20 protein-coding genes are annotated in these 16,369 nt (G+C 63.2%); 14 read left to right on the top strand and 6 right to left on the bottom strand.

Going from position 1 to position 16,369, the window contains the following annotated elements; all coding sequences use genetic code 11:
• Nucleotides 1-22: 22 nt before the first annotated feature.
• The 4 genes from sdhA to BM338_RS21815 all read right to left on the bottom strand — a co-directional run bounded on the left by sdhA (nt 23) and on the right by BM338_RS21815 (nt 2,804).
• Nucleotides 23-1,810, bottom strand: a complete 1,788-nt coding sequence (sdhA, locus tag BM338_RS13265; protein ID WP_090451403.1) for a succinate dehydrogenase flavoprotein subunit — start codon at nt 1,808-1,810, stop codon at nt 23-25.
• 22 nt (nt 1,811-1,832) lie between these two features.
• On the bottom strand, nt 1,833-2,225 hold the full coding sequence (sdhD, locus tag BM338_RS13260) for a succinate dehydrogenase, hydrophobic membrane anchor protein (RefSeq protein ID WP_090451402.1): 393 nt from the start codon (nt 2,223-2,225) through the stop codon (nt 1,833-1,835).
• Nucleotides 2,222-2,617, bottom strand: a complete 396-nt coding sequence (gene sdhC / locus BM338_RS13255) for a succinate dehydrogenase, cytochrome b556 subunit (RefSeq protein WP_090451401.1) — start codon at nt 2,615-2,617, stop codon at nt 2,222-2,224. Before sdhC ends, sdhD begins: the two co-directional genes overlap by 4 nt.
• Nucleotides 2,618-2,699: 82 nt before the next feature.
• Nucleotides 2,700-2,804 carry a DUF1674 domain-containing protein gene (locus tag BM338_RS21815; protein ID WP_255367304.1) on the bottom strand — a complete coding sequence of 35 codons (105 nt, stop codon included), beginning with the start codon at nt 2,802-2,804 and terminating at the stop codon, nt 2,700-2,702.
• A 195-nt stretch (nt 2,805-2,999) separates the two neighbouring features.
• Between BM338_RS21815 and BM338_RS13245 the strand changes: the two genes are divergently transcribed.
• On the top strand, nt 3,000-3,794 hold the full coding sequence (locus BM338_RS13245) for a CAF17-like 4Fe-4S cluster assembly/insertion protein YgfZ (RefSeq protein ID WP_090451399.1): 795 nt from the start codon (nt 3,000-3,002) through the stop codon (nt 3,792-3,794).
• Nucleotides 3,795-4,254: 460 nt separating this feature from the next.
• The gene (locus BM338_RS13240; RefSeq protein ID WP_177229343.1) at nt 4,255-4,689 is read left to right on the top strand and encodes a cell wall hydrolase; all 435 of its coding nucleotides are present in this window, start codon (nt 4,255-4,257) and stop codon (nt 4,687-4,689) included.
• 82 nt (nt 4,690-4,771) lie between these two features.
• Here BM338_RS13240 and BM338_RS13235 read toward each other — a convergent pair whose 3' ends face one another.
• Both BM338_RS13235 and BM338_RS13230 read right to left on the bottom strand, forming a co-directional pair.
• On the bottom strand, nt 4,772-5,254 hold the full coding sequence (locus BM338_RS13235; protein ID WP_090451397.1) for an outer membrane lipoprotein: 483 nt from the start codon (nt 5,252-5,254) through the stop codon (nt 4,772-4,774).
• Nucleotides 5,255-5,274: 20 nt separating this feature from the next.
• Nucleotides 5,275-5,856 carry a glycine zipper 2TM domain-containing protein gene (locus tag BM338_RS13230; RefSeq protein WP_090451396.1) on the bottom strand — a complete coding sequence of 194 codons (582 nt, stop codon included), beginning with the start codon at nt 5,854-5,856 and terminating at the stop codon, nt 5,275-5,277.
• A gap of 137 nt (nt 5,857-5,993) precedes the next feature.
• Here BM338_RS13230 and BM338_RS13225 point away from each other — a divergent pair, with 137 nt between their 5' ends.
• From BM338_RS13225 to ccmB, 12 genes are all read left to right on the top strand, one after another.
• Nucleotides 5,994-6,761 carry a TatD family hydrolase gene (locus BM338_RS13225; RefSeq protein ID WP_090451395.1) on the top strand — a complete coding sequence of 256 codons (768 nt, stop codon included), beginning with the start codon at nt 5,994-5,996 and terminating at the stop codon, nt 6,759-6,761.
• 66 nt (nt 6,762-6,827) lie between these two features.
• A complete protein-coding gene (locus BM338_RS13220) occupies nt 6,828-7,355 on the top strand; it encodes a MarR family winged helix-turn-helix transcriptional regulator (RefSeq protein WP_090451394.1) in 528 nt (175 codons plus the stop codon).
• The gene (locus tag BM338_RS13215) at nt 7,352-8,869 is read left to right on the top strand and encodes an efflux transporter outer membrane subunit (protein ID WP_090451393.1); all 1,518 of its coding nucleotides are present in this window, start codon (nt 7,352-7,354) and stop codon (nt 8,867-8,869) included. The genes BM338_RS13220 and BM338_RS13215 overlap by 4 nt, the downstream gene beginning before the upstream one ends.
• Nucleotides 8,856-10,055: an HlyD/EmrA/EmrK family protein gene (locus tag BM338_RS13210; protein WP_090451392.1), complete on the top strand. Its 1,200-nt coding sequence runs from the start codon at nt 8,856-8,858 to the stop codon at nt 10,053-10,055. The genes BM338_RS13215 and BM338_RS13210 overlap by 14 nt, the downstream gene beginning before the upstream one ends.
• Nucleotides 10,056-10,068: 13 nt before the next feature.
• Nucleotides 10,069-11,622, top strand: coding sequence for a DHA2 family efflux MFS transporter permease subunit (locus tag BM338_RS13205; RefSeq protein ID WP_090451391.1), 1,554 nt, complete (start codon nt 10,069-10,071; stop codon nt 11,620-11,622).
• A gap of 100 nt (nt 11,623-11,722) precedes the next feature.
• Nucleotides 11,723-12,211: a polyhydroxyalkanoate synthesis repressor PhaR gene (gene phaR / locus BM338_RS13200; protein WP_090451390.1), complete on the top strand. Its 489-nt coding sequence runs from the start codon at nt 11,723-11,725 to the stop codon at nt 12,209-12,211.
• Between the two features lie 107 nt (nt 12,212-12,318).
• Entirely contained in the window at nt 12,319-13,065 is a 747-nt protein-coding gene (phbB, locus tag BM338_RS13195) for an acetoacetyl-CoA reductase (RefSeq protein ID WP_177229342.1), read from the top strand.
• A 115-nt stretch (nt 13,066-13,180) separates the two neighbouring features.
• Nucleotides 13,181-14,584 (top strand): FAD-dependent oxidoreductase, encoded by a 1,404-nt coding sequence (locus BM338_RS13190; protein ID WP_090451389.1) that lies wholly within the window; start codon nt 13,181-13,183, stop codon nt 14,582-14,584.
• Nucleotides 14,577-14,729, top strand: a complete 153-nt coding sequence (locus tag BM338_RS21810; protein WP_255367303.1) for a hypothetical protein — start codon at nt 14,577-14,579, stop codon at nt 14,727-14,729. The genes BM338_RS13190 and BM338_RS21810 overlap by 8 nt, the downstream gene beginning before the upstream one ends.
• A gap of 14 nt (nt 14,730-14,743) precedes the next feature.
• The gene (locus tag BM338_RS21805; RefSeq protein WP_255367338.1) at nt 14,744-14,980 is read left to right on the top strand and encodes a DUF3293 domain-containing protein; all 237 of its coding nucleotides are present in this window, start codon (nt 14,744-14,746) and stop codon (nt 14,978-14,980) included.
• Between the two features lie 61 nt (nt 14,981-15,041).
• The gene (gene ccmA, locus BM338_RS13180) at nt 15,042-15,680 is read left to right on the top strand and encodes a cytochrome c biogenesis heme-transporting ATPase CcmA (RefSeq protein WP_090451388.1); all 639 of its coding nucleotides are present in this window, start codon (nt 15,042-15,044) and stop codon (nt 15,678-15,680) included.
• Nucleotides 15,677-16,363: a heme exporter protein CcmB gene (gene ccmB, locus BM338_RS13175; protein WP_090451387.1), complete on the top strand. Its 687-nt coding sequence runs from the start codon at nt 15,677-15,679 to the stop codon at nt 16,361-16,363. The genes ccmA and ccmB overlap by 4 nt, the downstream gene beginning before the upstream one ends.
• The last annotated feature ends 6 nt before the right edge of the window (nt 16,364-16,369 follow it).

The raw sequence follows: 16,369 nt of genomic DNA, 5'->3' as shown, positions 1-16,369 counted from the left end.
GTCGTGTCTCCGGTCCGGGTTCTCAGTAAACGCGCTTCTTCGGCGGCACCACTTCGACCTCATCGGTCAAGGTGTACATGTGCACCGGACGGAAATCGAAGCTGGTCTTGCCGGCTTCGTCGACCTTCACCAGGGTGTGCTTCATCCACTCGGCGTCGTTGCGGTCCGGGAAATCCTCGCGCGCATGACCGCCGCGGCTCTCCTCGCGCTGTTCGGCCGAATGCATGGTGGCGACGGCCTGATCCAGCAGATTGGCCAGCTCCAACGTTTCGATCAGGTCGGAGTTCCACACCATCGAGCGGTCACTGACGTGGACATCCTTGAACGATTCGCGTGCGGCCGAGATCTTCTCCGAGCCTTCCTTCAGCGTGCTGCCGGTGCGGAATACCGCCGCGTCGCTCTGCATGATGCGCTGCATTTCGAGGCGGATCTGCGCAGTCGGCTTGCTGCCCTTGGCGTTACGCAAACCATCGAAACGGGCCAGCGCCTTGTCGAGGATGTTCGCTGGCAGATCCTTGTGCGCCGTGTCCGGTTTGATCAGTTCGGCGCAGCGATGCGAAACCGCGCGACCGAACACCACCAGATCGAGCAGCGAGTTGGAGCCGAGGCGATTCGCGCCGTGCACCGATACGCAGGCCGCTTCGCCGATAGCGAACAAGCCCGGCACGATCGCATCGACGTCATCACCCTTCTTCTGCACGACTTCGCCGTGATAGTTGGTGGGGATACCGCCCATGTTGTAGTGCACGGTCGGAATGACCGGGATGGGCTCCTTGGTCACGTCCACACCGGCAAAGATGCGCGCCGACTCGGCGATGCCCGGCAAACGCTCGTGGATCACGTCCGCGCCGAGGTGCATCAGATTGATGTGGATGTGGTCCTTGTGTTCGCCGACGCCACGGCCTTCGCGGATTTCCATGGTCATCGCGCGGCTGACCACGTCGCGCGAGGCCAGATCCTTCGCGTTCGGCGCGTAGCGCTCCATGAAGCGCTCGCCGTTCGAGTTGGTCAGGTAACCACCCTCGCCGCGCACACCTTCAGTGATCAGGCAGCCGGCGCCGTAGATACCGGTTGGATGGAACTGCACGAACTCCATGTCCTGCAACGCGAGGCCCGCGCGCAGCACCATGCCGCCACCGTCACCGGTGCAGGTATGCGCCGAGGTGGCGCTGAAATAAGCGCGGCCGTAGCCACCGGTGGCCATCACCACGGCATGGCCGCGGAAGAAATGCAGGGTGCCCTCGTTCATGTCGAGCGCGAGCACGCCACGGCAGACACCTTCGGCGTCGAAGATCAGGTCGATCGCGAAGTATTCGATAAAGAACGTGGCGTCATGCGCCAGCGCCTGCTGATACAGGGTATGTAGGATCGCGTGACCGGTGCGGTCGGCTGCGGCGCAGGTGCGCTGCGCGGTGCCCTTGCCGTAATGCGTGGTCATGCCGCCGAACGGGCGCTGATAGATCTTGCCTTCCTCAGTACGCGAGAACGGCACACCGTAGTGTTCCAGCTCAATGATCGAAGGAATGGCCTCGCGGCACATGTATTCGATCGCGTCCTGGTCGCCGAGCCAGTCGGAACCCTTGACGGTGTCGTAGAAGTGGAAGCGCCAATCGTCCTCGCCCATGTTGCCGAGCGCGGCGGAGATACCGCCCTGCGCCGCCACGGTGTGCGAGCGGGTCGGGAACACCTTGGTGATGCACGCGGCCTTGAGGCCCTTCTCGGCCAGACCGAAGGTAGCGCGCAGGCCCGCGCCACCGGCGCCGACCACGATCACGTCGTACTTATGCTGTTGGATCTTGTAGCTTTCCATCGAACTCACGCTCCCGCGTTTATCAGGTCAGCGCCACGCGCAATACGGCCAGCACGCTCGCCAGCGCGCCCAGCACCGCGAGAAACTTGATCAATGCCATCGACACCACTTCTTTCCAGCGGGTGTGGACGTAATCCTCGATAACCACCTGCAGACCGAGCACGGCATGCCAGAACGCGGTGACCAGGAAGGCGATCAGCAGAATGGCATTCCACGGCTTGGCCACGGTGGCCCTGGCGGTGGCGTAATCTGCATGCATCAGGCACAGCACGGTGATCACGAACCACAGGCCGAGGGCAACCAGGGCAGCCGCCGTCAGGCGCTGGGTCCACCAGTGGCCGACACCCGACTGGGCCGAACCCAGGCCGAGGGCGCGCTTGAGGGGATTGCGCAGCCCCTTCTCGTGAGCGCTCATGCCGCACCTCCCGTCGTCAGCACATAGGCCCAGACGATCACGGTCAACACGATGCTGCCGATCACCGACAGCCAGCTGGAGCGCACAAACTGCGGGATGGCATAACCGGCGCCGGCATCCTGGATCAGATGACGGATGCCATTGCACAGGTGATAGAAAAGTGCCCAGCTCCAGCCGAACAGCAGCACCAGCCCGATCGGGCTGCCGACGCAGGTCTTGAACTGGCTGAAGCTTGCCTCGCCGCCTGCGAGGGAAAGCACGCCCCACAGCACCAGCAAGGTGCCGACCGCGAGGGCGATGCCGGTGGCGCGATGCAGGATGGAGGTCACCATCTGCACTTGCCACTTATATACCTGTAGATGCGGAGAGAGCGGTCGTCGCGTGTCTGCCATGGCGGCTATCCTGTGTGGAATCGCTGATGCCCGAACCGTCCCCTGTCACCGCCTGAGCCGACGCATGCGCCGACGCGACGGATCAGAAGTCGATACAGCGCCCGTTCTTCTCCCAATCGCCGTAGCGGGTGGGATCAGGCGCCGGTCGTTCCGCCGGTACCTTGTCGGCCACCTTGTCGGCAGGCACGCCAACATGCTCCGCTGGAGCGGAAGCAGGCTTGGATTCGGTTTGGGAGGACGTATCGGACATGGTTTTAGTAAGCCGCCGAAGGTTAATACTTGCGTTAAGACGGCACAACCTTGACGACTGCCGCATCGTTTGACCCAAGCCACCTCCCCGCTCGACTTGCAGACCGCCCCGACCGCCCCCATCCCGCGCTCCATGCCCCGACATTACGCCGCCGAAACACTCTCGCTTGAAGGCCCGGACGCTATCGCGTTCGCGCAATCCCAATTCAGCAGCCAGGTCACCGCACTCGCCGACGGGCAGTGGCAATTCAGCGCCTGGCTCGATGCGCAAGGTCGCGTACGCGCACTATTTCATCTGGCGCGACTGGCAGAAGATCGGCTGCTGTTGTTACTGCGTGGCGGTGACGCCGCATCGTTGGCGGATGCGCTGCGTCGTTTTGTATTTCGTTCGAAAGTGATCGTGCAAGCTTTGCCACCTCGCACACTTGGAACCGGCGATGCGATGAAGACGCACGCCGTCAGCGAGACACCCGTACTGTCGTTCGGTTGCGATACGCACAGTCTGGTAATCGGCGCGCATGAAGATGACGCATGGCGCTTGTCGCAAATTCGCGCGGGCTGGCCATGGCTACCCGAGTCAGCATTGAATGCATTGCTGCCACCAGCGCTTTCGCTGGAACGTCTGCAAGGCGTGGCTTTCGATAAAGGCTGTTATCCCGGCCAGGAAATCGTGGCGCGATTGCACTATCGCGGCGGACACAAGCGACATATGCATTGCGTCGTATTGTCGCAACCAGTGAGCGCTGGCAGTGTGCTGCGCGATGGCGCGCAAGAAATCGCACATGTTCTCGATGCAGTTGCTGTCGATGCGCACTGCGAAGCGCTCGCCATCATCAGTGATGCGATGGAAGAACAGGCGAATCGTGATGTTTTGCACATTGCTGACGACAACATCGAATTGCGATTACAACAACGATGGCCTGCTTGATGAACAAGCGTTCATACAAACTCACAACACGTTCACGCGATTGCGATCATCGGGTGAACTTTGATCACCCGGCACTTGCCAGAAGCAAAACCCGCCACTAGGCTCCGCCGATCAAATTCAGTGGCACCCCCTTGCCCGTGGGTGCCGAAGTACGCGACGAACCGGAGGGGTCCGGATCGGCGCGACCCGGCAGAAACGCCGGAGAAACAACCGCCAAAGATGCGGAACAGCGTTGCAGGCCATTGGATCGATGACGATTCAAGCCACGCCTAAGCAGCAGTAACGAACGGCATCGGATCAGCCGTTCGAACGCCACAATCCCGTGGCAAACCGTCTCGGCCACAAGTTTCGGTCGCGATGTGTTCAATCCAGATGGAACGGCCTGCCCGCCCGTCCATCGCAATGGCGCACTCAGTTCAGCAGTAACGACCTGGCGCGTACAGCACGTTGGAGGCAGACAATGAAACTTTCCATGCTGTTGTGGCTTGCGTCCGTGCTGCCCCAACCCGTTGCTGACCAGACCTGCCTGGCGACGACGGTGTACCTCGAGGCCCGCAGCGAGTCGACCATCGGCCAATTTGCCGTGGCCGAAGTTGCTCTACGTCGCCGCGATCGCGGCACCTGGGGCAAGAACGTGTGCGAAGTCGTCACAGCACCGCGCCAGTTCGCTACCGGCACCACTGCAAGCAGTTTCGAGATCACCGATCTCACTGCCTGGACTAAGGCGTGGAAGGTGGCCGGCGACTCCATCGTCAACTGGAGCCTGCCGACGAACGAGCGCCTGGTCTATGTACCGCGCGCCGACCACTTCGCCACCACGTCGGTTTCGCCCTCCTGGAGCACCAGTCGTGTCGTGCGCACCATCGGCGAGCACGCGTTCTACGCAGTCAACTGATCACACATCAAAAGCAAAAGAAAAGGCCCTCTTTCGAGGGCCTTTTTTTATTTCACAAATAGACGTCTAGACGTCCATTATGTCAACGACGATAAACGCGATTTCCGCGAACCTCGACATAATCGCCACGACGCACCTGCGGATCGTCCGCCTGAGTAACGGTCGCAATGCGACCGTCATCGAGGCGAATGCTGATCTGGTACGCCGTATCCGGACCGCTGTTGCGCTTACCCACTTCGTTACCCACGGCACCACCGGCCACGGCACCTACCACAGTGGCTGCGGTGCGGCCGTTGCCCTTACCTACGGTATTGCCGAGCAGACCACCCGCCACAGCACCGATGACCATACCCAGCGGTGAAGCGCTCTTATCGACGTTGATCACCTGCACATCGTTGACCACGCCACACTGCCCGCAACGGCTGGAACCGTAACCGCCGTTGTCGTAACCGCCGCCGTAGCTGCCGCCATAGTTGCGCGGCGGCGGCGTAGCGCAGGCCGACAGCAGCGCGAAGCAGGCGGCCAAAGCGACGGTGGCCAGACGTTTGTTAAGCAATATCTTCATGGCGTGATCCTCGAATTGGGTCAATGCGCGTCGGAAACAGCCACTACACCTTCCTGCACCTGCACGCGGTCGCCCGGATCATGATCCATGCGCACCGTACGGGTCACACCGTTGTATTCGTACGCCACGTCATAGGCAACCACCTTGTCGCCCCCCTTGCCCTGCACCGTCGTGCAACGGCGCTGGGTGCTGGAGACCATATTGTTCTCCTGGCGGTTCTTCTGGATTTCGTGACCGGCATAGCCACCACCGACAGCACCGGCCACGGTGGCCAGCGTGCGTCCTTTGCCGCCGCCGATCTGGTTACCCAAGAGACCGCCGGCTACGGCACCGATGGCGGTACCAGCGATCTGATGCTGATCCTTCACCGGCGCGCGGTGCGTCACCACCTCATCGCGGCACTCCTGGTGCGCCGCACTAGCCGTGTCACGCACGGGCGTCACACTGACCACGCGGGCGAACTTGGCACCGGCCGGCGCCGACTGCGAAGCCATCCCGCCCACGCCACCGTCAGCGTTCGCGTCACGGTTACAGGCCGTCAGGCCGACCGCAAGCACGGCGCCGAGACCCAAATTCAGCGCGGAAATGACCAACCTGCTCATAATGCTCTCCTGTATGGATCACTGGCGCACCCCGCACCATTCAAAGCGATCCGTAGTGAATTCATTGAACCCTCGATCAACTGAATGCTGGCTTAGATCGAGCCGACTTATCCTAGCGCTTTGATTCTTCTCATCCTGTGATCGAGCTAACCGATAGCCACGCCCACCTCGACGACGCCGGATTCGACGGCGATCGCGCCGCCGTGCTGCGGCGCGCACGTAAGGCAGGCATACAAAATATCGTGGTCCCGGCCATTCACCGGGCCTCCTGGCCGGTCATCGACGCGCTATGCCAGGCCCATCCGGAGACACATCCGGCCTACGGTCTGCACCCGATCTATCTGGAACAGCACCGGCCGGAACACCTGGACGATCTGGTCCGCTGGCTGAATGAGCATCGCGCTGTCGCCGTCGGGGAGATCGGCCTGGACTTCTTTCTCGAGGATCTGGATCCCGAGCGTCAACGCAGCTACTTCCAGCGGCAGCTCCATATCGCGCGCAACTTCGACCTGCCTGTCGTGGTGCATGCCCGCAAGGCGATGGATGAAGTGACCTCGATTCTGCGTCGCATCGGCGGCCTGCGCGGTGTCGTGCACAGCTTCTCGGGGAGCGAGCAGCAGGCCGAGCAACTGTGGCAGCTCGGCTTCTGCATCGGCATCGGCGGCCCGGTCACGTACGAGCGTGCCCAGCGACTACGCCGCATCGTCGCCAACATGCCCATCGACCATCTGCTGCTGGAAACCGATGCACCGGACCAGCCCGGCGCCGCGCACCGAGGTCAACGCAACGAACCCGCGAGGCTGACCGAAGTGCTGGCAGTCGTGGCGCAGCTACGCGGCGCCAGTGAACAGGACATTGCGACTGCCACCACGGCCAACGCCCGAAAACTCTTTCGATTCGACTAAGCACTTGCAGCTGCAATAAATCGACTGTTACTGTGATAGTTCACTGGCGAACTATTTCTTGGTGAAATGACTCGACTGCAAGAAGCCATCGCGCATCTGGACGCAGGTATCGCACGCGCCAGCGAAACCGTACCCGGCCTCCCGGTGCGCGAGGTGGTGCTGCTTCGCCTGCTGCTGATGACGGGCTCTTCGGTACTCGAGGAAATCGAGCGCAACCTCAAGCCCTATGGCATGAGTGACAGCGATTTCCGCACGCTGATGATGATCTACAGCGCGCCCAACGGCCGCGCCTCGCCCGGCGAACTGTGCAACGCCGCGCAGCAGGGCGCCACCAATATGACCCGCATCGCCAACGTGCTGGTCAAGCTGGGCTTCGTCACGCGCGCCGCCAGCGTCGAAGATCGCCGGCGCGTCGAACTAAGTATCACGCCGGCCGGCAAGCGCTTCGCGCGCAAGCTTCTTCCCTCGCTGTTCCCGCGCGTGCACGGCGCCTTCGCCAGCCTCAGCGCCGCCGAGAAAAAAACGCTGGACCACCTGCTGCGCCGGGTGGCCACCAATATCGATCACCTCACTGCCACGGACTCCCGTCCATGACCGCCCTTCCCCCGCAACGCCGTTCTTTCGGGCGTCGTGTAGCCATCGTCGCGGCCGTGGCCGTGGCACTCGCCGGCTGCGCGATTCCCGCGAAACTGCAGCACCCCACTCTGCGTGACGACGTACCGCTGGCCGGTCTCGAAGCTCCCGCCCGCGCCGGCTGGCCCGACGCCGAATGGTGGCGCCAGTACAACGATCCGCAGCTCGACGATTTGATCGCCCGCGCGATGAAGGGCTCGCCCGATCTGGCCCAGGCCATGTCACGCGTGGCCTCCGCACAGCAGTCAATTCGCGTCGCTGCGGCGCAGGCCGGCCTTAGCGTCAACGGCAGTGCGCAGGTCAATCGCCAGCGAATGAGCGAGCACGGCCTGATTCCCACCCGCTTCCTGGGCTTCACCTGGTACAACCAGGCCGACCTCGGCATCCAGGCGGATTACGATTTCGACTGGTGGGGCAAGAAGCGCTCGGCCATTGAATCAGCGATCGATCAGGCGCATGCCGCTGAAGCCCAACGCAGCGCGGCCGCACTGACTATCCAGAACGCGGTAGCCGATACCTACTTCGGTTGGCTGGCCGATCAGGCCCGTATCGACCTGGCGCGCCAACAAGTCGAAACACAGAATCAGTTCACACGCGTGACTGACCTGCGCGTGCGGCAAGGCGTCGACTTGCCGGATGACGCGCAAAAAGCGCGCGCCCAGCAGGCCGCTGCGCGCGAGATGCTGGTCGCACTGGAGAGTTCGGCCAAGATCCGCCAGGCTGCGCTCGCCAGCCTGCTCGGTATCGCGCCCGCCGACATGCCCGCGCTGCAACCACGCCCCCTGCCCGCCATCGACGGCGGCCTGCCGAGCAACGTTGGTGTCGATCTGATCGCGCGCCGCCCTGATATCGCCGCCAGCCGCTGGCAGATCGAGGCCGCACTGAAACAGACCGATCTGGCGCGTGCACAGTTCTTCCCCGATATCAGTATCTCGGCCATGGCAGGCCTTTCGAGCATCGATCTGGACAAGCTGTTCAATGCCTCGAGCCGCGTTTTCGCGCTGACCCCGGCCCTGCATCTGCCGATCTTCAACAGCGGCCTGCTGCAAGCGAATTTCCGTGCCAGCAAAGCGCAGCTGGATGCCGCTGTCGCTCAATACAACAGCACCGTGCTGTCCGCCGCCCGTGACGTGTCCGTGCAAAGCCTGACGGCCCAACAGCTGGCGGCGCGCAGCAAAGAGCAGGCGGTACAGATCGCTGCCAACGAACGTCTACTGACCAATGCACAAGCGCGCGCACGGCAAGGCGTACGCGATATCCGCGAAAGCCTCGGCGCCAAGGGCCAACTGCTGCAACAACGCGATGACGCGCTCACGCTGCAAGCACAAGCGCTGTCGACCGATCTCTCGCTGATCAAGGCGCTCGGCGGCGGCTATCGCATGCCCGATAGCGTCGCCACGACCAGCAGCGACGCCCCCGCCTCTTCCACTTCTTCGCCTTCTTCTTCCGGAGCCGCCGATCATGAGCGCCACTGAATCCGCCACGCGCAAGGACGATAACGACAGCGGCTTGGCCGCCAAGGATCCGGGCAAGCGCCGCCGCGCCTTGCTGATCGTCCTGCTTATCTTCGTCGCGCTCGGTGTGGGCTGGTTCCTGCTGTGGCTGTTCGTGTTCTCTACGCGCGAGAGCACCGACAACGCCTATGTAGGTGGCAATCAGGTCGCCATCTCCGCACAGGTGTCGGGCACCGTCGTAGCCATCCTTGCGGATGACACGCAACATGTCGACGCAGGTCAGGTGCTGGTGAAGCTGGATAGCACCGATGCCGATGTGCGCCTGCGCCAGGCCAGCAGTGCGCTCGCCCAGGCTGTACGCCAAGTACGCCAGCAAACCGATTCGGCGACCGGTGCCGATGCCGCCGTTGCCGCCCGGCGCATCGATCTGAAGAAAGCCCAGGCCGATCTCAAGCGCCGCCTGCCGTTGATCGCCGAGCAAGCCGAAGCGCCGGAGACCGTGCAGCACCTGCGCGATGGTGTGGAGCAAGCTCAGGCGGCGCTGGATGCCGCAGTAGCGCAGGCGAATGCCGCGCATGCCTCGATTGAAGGCACCGAAGTCGCGCAGAACCCGGCAGTGGAACAAGCACGCGCCAATTTCCGTGCGGCATGGGTCGCCGCTCAGCGCAACGCGATTTTCGCCCCGGTCTCGGGCTACGTCGCACAACGCAGCGTGCAGCTTGGCAACAGCGTGCAGCCCGGCCAGCAGCTGATGACCGTGGTGCCACTGCACGATCTGTGGATCGACGCCAACTTCAAGGAAAGCCAACTGCGCCACATCCGCATTGGCCAGCCGACCAAGATCGTCGCCGATGTGTACGGCAGCGGCGTGGAATACCACGGCAAGGTGATCGGCCTGGGTGCCGGCACCGGCAGCGTGTTTTCCCTGCTGCCAGCCCAGAACGCCACCGGCAACTGGATCAAAGTGGTGCAGCGCGTACCCGTGCGCATCGCCATCGATAACAAAGATCTGGATCAGCATCCGCTGCGCATCGGCCTGTCCACCGAAACCACAGTAGACATCACCGACGACAAGGGTCCCGTGCTGGCACAGGTGGCACAGCAACCAGCCGCCGAAACCAATGTGTACGAGCAGATGGCGAGCAAGGCGGACGCGGAAGCCGACAAGATCATCCGTGACAACCTGAGCCGTCGCGACGCCAACTGAGCCCGAGTCGATCATGGCCGCCACGCCCAACGACACCGCACCACTCAAGCCGCTACAAGGCGGCGCCCTGGTCCTGCTGACCATCGCAGTCGCGTTCAGCACCTTCATGGAGGTGCTGGACATGACCATCGTGAACGTCGCGGTGCCCCATATCGCGGGTAGCCTCGGCGTCAGCTCCAGCGAAGGCACCTGGACCATCAGCTCTTACGCATTGGCCAGCGCGATCATGCAGCCACTGACCGGCTGGCTGGCGCGACGTTTCGGCGAGGTCAAAACTTTCATCGCCTCGGTGGGGCTTTTTGTTGTGTTCTCGATGCTGTGTGGCCTCGCCAACAGCATGCCGATGCTGGTGATCTGCCGTCTGCTGCAGGGCGCTGGCTCGGGCCCGATGGTGGCTCTGTCGCTGACCTTATTGCTGTCCAGCTATCCCAAGACCAAACAAGGTATCGCGCTCGCGCTATGGGCGATGACGGTGGTGGTAGCGCCGATCTTCGGCCCAATCCTCGGTGGCTGGCTTACCGACAATTTCTCCTGGCCATGGATTTTCTATATCAACGTACCGGTGGGAGCGCTCGCGGCGGTCATCACCTGGGCCCTGCTGCACAAGCGCGAGACCAAGATCTATCAGACTCCGATCGACATCGTCGGCCTGGTCTTGCTGGTCGTCGGGGTGGGCGCGCTGCAGTTCATGCTGGACAACGGCAACGATAACGACTGGTTCTCCTCGCCGATGATCACGGTGCTGGGCATCACGGCCCTGGTGTGCATCACGGTCCTGATCGTGTGGGAGTTGCACGCCAAGCATCCGGTGGTGGATCTGTCGCTGTTCAAGCGGCGCAACTTCACCGTGGGCGTCACCGCACTGTCGCTAGGCATGATGGCTTTCTTCGGCATCAACGTGGTGTTCCCGCTGTGGTTGCAGACCACCCTGGGCTACACCGCCACTTGGGCTGGCCTGGCGACGGCACCGGTCGGCATACTGGCCTTTCTGATGGCACCGGTGATCGGAGCGAACATCAATAGGCTGGATCTGCGTGCCGTGGTCACCGCGGCCTTTCTGATCTTCGCCGGCACCTCGTTCTGGTTTGCCAGCTTCGACAGTTCCGCGTCGTTCTCTACCCTGGTGCTGCCCCGCTTCATCATGGGCGCGGGCATTGCCTGCTTCTTCATTCCGTTGAACCAGGTGTATCTGTCGGGCTTGCCGGGCGAGGAAATCGCCAGCGCTTCGGGGCTCGCCAATTTTTGCCGCACCATGGGATCGAGCGTATCCACCGCCGTGACCGTGACGCTATGGCAGCACCGTGGCGAATTTCACCACGCGGTGCTGACCGAAAGCGTGGCCCCGGATCACCCTGCGACCACCCAGTTCCTGCAGGGTCTGAATCATGTCGGCCTGACCGGCACCAAGGGCCTGACGCTAGTCGATCAACTGCTGACCCGCGAGGCACTGACCCTGGCTGTGAACGACGTGTTCTGGCTGTGCGCGATGCTGTTCCTGGCCATGATTCCCCTGCTGTGGTTCGCCAAACCACCCTTCGGCAGCGCAGGCGGTGCGGTAGGCCATTGATAAAAAAGATCGATTCAAATTTTTGCTGCACTTTCCGGTGCAGCAAAAAAGTGCCCCTGGCGACTGGTGCGGCGCAATACGATCTGCTAGTTTCCGCCGCATGGCACAAACGATCCGCACCATCAAGAAGTATCCGAACCGTCGGCTCTACGACACGGAAATCTCCAGCTACATCACGCTGGAAGAGGTCCGTCAGCTCGTACTCGACAGCGAAACCTTCGAGGTCCGCGACGCCAAGAGCGGCGAGGATCTGACCCGCTCCGTGCTGCTGCAGATCATCTCCGAGCACGAGGAGAAGGGTCAGCCGATGCTCTCGCCGCAGTTGCTGAGCCAGATCATCCGGTTCTACGGCGACTCGCTGCAGGGCTTCATGGGCCCCTATCTGGAGCGCAGCCTGCAGGTGTTCCTAGACCAGCAGCAGCAGTTCCGCACCCAGCTCAACAGCCTGCTCGGCCAGACGCCGTGGTCGATGCTCAACGAACTGACCGAGCGCAACATGGAAGCGTGGAAATCCATGCAGCGCGGACTGGTCGATGCCGCCACCCAGGCCAATCCAGCCAACCCGGCCAATCGCGGCACCAAGAAGTAAGGCAGCGCCCTGCCTTCGGCCGGCGGCCTTCGATCGCCGGGTTTTCCTGTGGACTACCCGCTGCAGCACAACACGTGCTGCCGTGCGGCATGATTGAGCCTGTAGCTATGAAGAAGCGCGTTGCGATCGTTACCGGCGGCATCGGCGGCCTTGGCACCGAAATCTGCCGGCAGCTGGCCCTGGCCGGCCGCCAGGTGATCGCCTCCGACCTGCCCGCGCGGGCCGACCGGCTGGACGCCTTCCGCACGGAACTGGCCGATCTCGGCGACGCCATCTGCTTCGAGCCGGCCGACGTGAGCGACTACAACAGCTGCGCGGATCTGATCACGCGCGTCGAAGCCGGGCACGGCAGCGTCGATATCCTGGTCAACGCCGCCGGCATTACCCGCGATACCAGCCTGCGCAAGATGAGTCCACAGCAGTGGCATGAGCTGATGCGGGTCAATCTGGATGGCGTGTTCAATATGTGCCGCAACGTGGTCGAAGGCATGAGCACGCGCAGCTTCGGCCGCATCGTCAATCTCAGCTCGGTGAATGGGCAGACCGGTCAGTTCGGCCAGACCAACTACTCCGCGGCCAAAGCCGGCGTGCATGGCTTCGGCATGGCGCTGGCACGCGAAACAGCGCGCAAAGGCATTACCGTCAATACGGTTTCGCCCGGCTATTGCGATACGGCACTGGTGGCCGCCGTGCCGGAAGATATCCGCACCCAGATCATCGCGGACATCCCGGTGGGCCGCCTCGGCTCGCCAGCCGATATCGCGCGTGCCGTGCGCTTTCTGAGCTCGGACGACGCCGGCTATATCACCGGTGCCAACCTGCCAGTGAACGGCGGGTATTTCATGAGCTTCTAAAGCGCCAGCGGCAAGCATCGCGGGAATCACGGGAAGTCGCTACGCTTGGGGATCACGCAGTAGCCGACTTTCCCATTCACCGGTCGCTCGGCGGCCGACGTTCCCGTGGAGTTTTATGGCGCAGCAATCGATCACTCTCATCGGCGGCGGCCTGGTTGGCACCCTGCTCGCCAAGCAGCTTGCCCGGAGAGGATTTGCCGTCGATGTCTACGAAAAACGCCCCGATCCACGCCGTGCAGGCTTCATGGGCGGCCGCTCGATCAACCTCGCCCTGGCCGAACGCGGCCTGCAGGCGCTGCGTACCGCCGGACTCGCCGAGGATGTGCTGCAACGTGCGGTGATGATGCGCGGACGCATGGTGCACACGCGCGACGGCCGTTCCGGCTTGCAGCGCTATGGCGTCGACGACAGTGAAGTGATTTGGTCGGTGTCGCGCGGCGCGTTGAACATGTTGCTGCTGGATGCGGCCGAAACCGCCGGTGTGCGTTTTCATTTCGGCCAGTCGCTGGTCGCGGCGGATTTCGACGCGCGCCGCATCCGGCTTGCGGATGAGCAAGGCAACGAGCGCAGCATCGACGCCGGGGTGTTGATCGGCGCCGACGGCGCCGGCTCGGCGCTACGGGTAGCGATGCACACCTACGCCCCCTTGGGCGAACGCATCGAACCACTCGGGCATGCCTACAAAGAACTGGAAATTCCGCCAGCCGGCGCACTGCCAGCCAGCCTGCTCGGCGAAAGCGGCGGCCACGACCAGTTCGCGCTGGAGCCGCATGCACTGCATATCTGGCCGCGCGGCGGCTATATGTGTATCGCGCTGCCAAACACTGAAGGCAGCTTTACGGTGACGCTGTTCCTGCCCGGCCAGGGGCCGCACCCCAGTTTCGCCACGCTGCCGGATACAGCCGCGGCGCAAACATTCTTCCGCGAAGATTTCCCCGACCTGCTGCCGCTGATTCCCGATTTTGCGCAGGACTACGACAGCCACCCGGTCGGCACGCTGTCCACGCTTTATCTGGATCGCTGGCACCTGGATGGCCGCGCGCTGCTGATCGGCGACGCCGCACACGCCATCGTGCCGTTCCACGGCCAGGGCATGAACTGCGGTTTCGAGGACACAGTCGTCCTCGCCGCATTGCTGGCCGAATCGCCGGAAGATACTGCCGAGGTCTTCGCCGAATTCCAACGCATCCGCCAACCTAATGCCAACGCGATCGCCGCAATGGCACTGGAGAATTACATCGAGATGCGTGACTCGGTGGCCGATCCACACTACCTGGCCAAGCGCGAACTCGGTGCATTGCTGGCGGAACGTGCGCCCGGGCATTTCATGGCGCGCTATCGCATGGTCACCTTCACCCACCTGCCGTATGCCTACGTGTTCGAACGCGGACGCGCGCAGGATCAGCTTCTGCAGCAGTTGCTGCGTGGCTCGACCGATGCGGAAAGCGTCAATCTGGATGCCGCGGTAACCGCCCTAAAAGCGACCTTGCCCCCGCTACCCAGCCTGCGGCATGGATGAAAGCCTGCTAGCCGCCTACCGCGCCACCGCTTATCGGGTGCGCCTGCGGCAAGGCGGCTGGGCCACGATCCGGATCGATGCACCACTGCCAACGGCGTTGGCGACCATCGTTGGAGAGCATCCCTGGGGCTTTGTCACGGCGTGAAATCCCGTTCGCAGATGCGTAGCCTCGCATTTAACCGCGAGGCTCAGCGCCGATTACTGATCGCCCTGCGCGATCTCCCCGCCGCTAAAAGGGTGTGTGCTGGCGTAGGGATTGGCGGGGGCTGGGCAGAGGCAAGCCTGTTCGTGATCGGACCGGATACTGCGAGTCTGGACACAGTAGCCAGGAACTTCGAACAAAACGCCTATGTGCATGGTTGCGGCGGCGGCATCGCCCGGCTGCGGCGGCTGTAGAGCATGCGGCGGCGCTGCGTCGCATAGACAAGCCCGCTGGCGTTTGCGGACAATCGCCCGGATGACTGCCCCGTCCGCCCAGTCCCCGCTTCTGTTGGAAGCGCGGGCCTTGTCCTTTTATCGCCAGGACGAACCTGTGTTCGGTCCGTTGGACTTTCGCCTGCACGAGGGCGAGGTGGTGCTGGTGGAAGGCGACAACGGCAGCGGCAAGACCACCCTGCTGCGCGTTCTGGCGGGCTTGCTGCATATCGACGAAGGTGAGCTGCTGTGGCGCGGTGGGCGCTGGCTGCGCGATGCGTACCTCGGTGACACTTTGTTCCTGGGACACCACCTTGGCCTGAAGGCCGATCTCAGTGCCCGCGAGAACCTCGCCATTGCCGGTGGCCTGTATGGCACTCGCGATGGCGTCAACGCGAACCAGGTGTTGGCCGATGTCGGCCTGCCCGGCTACGAAGACGAACCGGTCCGCCGTCTCTCGGCCGGCCAGAAAAAGCGCGCCGCCCTGGCTCGGCTGTTGTTGCTGCCTGCCACGCTCTGGTTGCTGGATGAGCCCTACGCCAACCTCGACCGCACCGGCATCGAACTGGTCAACCGCCTGCTCGAACAGCACGCCACGCGTGGCGGTGCCGCGCTGGTTACCAGCCATGGCGCCGTGAGCTTCCTGAGCGGCGAGCCAAGACGCATCCGGATGCACGCATGAGCCAGGCGCCACTCGCCCCCGCTTGCGCCGCGCTGCTGCGACGCGATCTCACCCTGGCCTGGCGCCGCCGCGGCGATATAGCCATGCCGGTGCTGTATGCGCTGATCGTGGTCACCCTATTCCCGTTCGCGCTCGGACCGGAGGACGCCTTGCTGCAGCGGATCGCCGGCGGTGTCGTGCTGGTCACCGTACTTCTCGCCATGTTGCTGGCGCTGGATGCCATGTTCCGCAGCGATATCGAGGACGGCTCGCTGGAGCAACTGGTGCTGGCCCCGCAGCCGCTGGCGCTGATGCTGGGCATGAAGATCCTCGCGCATTGGCTGACTACCGCACTGCCGCTGATCGTCATCGCGCCGTTGCTCGCCGGCATGCTGCACCTGCCAGCGGCCGTCATGCCGGTGATGCTGCTGGCCTTGCTGCTTGCGACACCGCTGCTCAGTTTGCTGGGCGCCATCCTGGTGGCGCTGACGGCCGGTACCCGGCGCTCTGGTATGCTCTTGGCCTTGATGCTGCTGCCGCTTTGCGTCCCAGTGGTCATCTTTGCCGCTGGCGCGGTGGCTGCGGCTCAACAGGGGTTGCCCTGGCTCGCGCCCATCGCCTGGCTGGGCGCGGCTCTGGCTCTGGCTCTGGTACTGGCGCCGCTGGCCTGCGCCGCCGCTCTTCGCATTGCCCTGGATGCCTGAACACTC

The organism is Dyella sp. OK004, assembly GCF_900114495.1.
Taxonomy (GTDB): Bacteria; Pseudomonadota; Gammaproteobacteria; order Xanthomonadales; family Rhodanobacteraceae; genus Dyella_D.
Note: the sequence above shows the minus strand (reverse complement) of the source record. Positions and strands in the feature narration are given on the sequence as shown.